General features: G+C 51.6%; 5 tRNA genes and 1 rRNA gene. All 6 read left to right on the top strand.

Going from position 1 to position 980, the window contains the following annotated elements:
* Nucleotides 1-132: 132 nt before the first annotated feature.
* The 6 genes from rrf (at nt 133) to ACFFK0_RS27000 (ending at nt 677) form a co-directional block, all read left to right on the top strand.
* Nucleotides 133-249, top strand: a 5S ribosomal RNA gene (gene rrf / locus ACFFK0_RS27025).
* A gap of 13 nt (nt 250-262) precedes the next feature.
* Nucleotides 263-338: transfer RNA gene (locus ACFFK0_RS27020), tRNA-Val, on the top strand.
* 6 nt (nt 339-344) lie between these two features.
* Nucleotides 345-418 (top strand) — tRNA-Met (locus ACFFK0_RS27015).
* 7 nt (nt 419-425) lie between these two features.
* Nucleotides 426-502, top strand: a tRNA-Asp gene (locus ACFFK0_RS27010).
* A 14-nt stretch (nt 503-516) separates the two neighbouring features.
* Nucleotides 517-600 (top strand) — tRNA-Leu (locus tag ACFFK0_RS27005).
* 5 nt (nt 601-605) lie between these two features.
* Nucleotides 606-677: transfer RNA gene (locus ACFFK0_RS27000), tRNA-Gly, on the top strand.
* Nucleotides 678-980: the final 303 nt, after the last annotated feature.

Here is a 980-nt window from a genome sequence, read left to right as displayed (position 1 = left end):
AAGTGAAGAAGAAGCTGACGAAGCGAATTCCGAATACTTTGCGGGGACCCCGGCAAGACCAACCAGCAAATTCTACGCAAACTGTTTCGTATCTAGTTTTCAGGGTGCAACACACACCTGAATAGCAAGCCGTTTGGTGGCAATGGCGGAAGGGAACCACGCGTACCCATCCCGAACACGGCCGTTAAGCCTTCCAGCGCCGATGGTACTTAGACCGCAGGGTCTTGGGAGAGTAGGACGCCGCCAAGCGCATTGCCTATATGAACGCTTAGCTCAGCTGGGAGAGCACTACCTTGACAGGGTAGGGGTCGGCGGTTCGATCCCGTCAGCGTTCACCATAATATCGCGGGGTGGAGCAGCTCGGTAGCTCGTCGGGCTCATAACCCGAAGGCCGCAGGTTCAAATCCTGCCCCCGCAATTAACGCGGAGCCGTGGTGTAGAGGCCTAACATGCCTGCCTGTCACGCAGGAGACCGCGGGTTCGAATCCCGTCGGCTCCGCCATTAATTTATTTTATGCAGTCGTGGCGGAATTGGCAGACGCGCTAGATTCAGGTTCTAGTGGTGTAACAGCCGTGGAGGTTCGAGTCCTCTCGACTGCACTTTTGCGGAAGTGGCTCAGCGGTAGAGCATCGCCTTGCCAAGGCGAGGGTCGCGGGTTCGATTCCCGTCTTCCGCTTCAGTTTGACCATTGAGACTGTTGATCCAGTGGTTATACTACTGGTTCAACAGTTTTTTGGTTTCTGCTGTAACTAGCTTCTGTCGATCTAAACTTGTTGATTCACACTTCAAGATTGGAAAAACAAAGCACTTGCAATAGGCATTGTGTTTATGATAAGATGTTCCTCGTTGTCGTTTAGACGACAGGCATGAGATTGCTCCTTGAAAACTGAATGACGAGTGAGAGGTTTTCGCAAGAAAACAACACGCAAGTGTTATCAATGAGCAAGTCGAACTACCTTTATTGGAGAGTTTGATCCTG

Source organism: Paenibacillus chartarius (assembly GCF_042432825.1).
GTDB lineage: Bacteria > Bacillota > Bacilli > Paenibacillales > NBRC-103111 > Gordoniibacillus > Gordoniibacillus chartarius.
The sequence above is the reverse complement of the archived record's forward strand: the minus strand, read 5'-3'. Positions and strand labels throughout refer to the sequence as shown.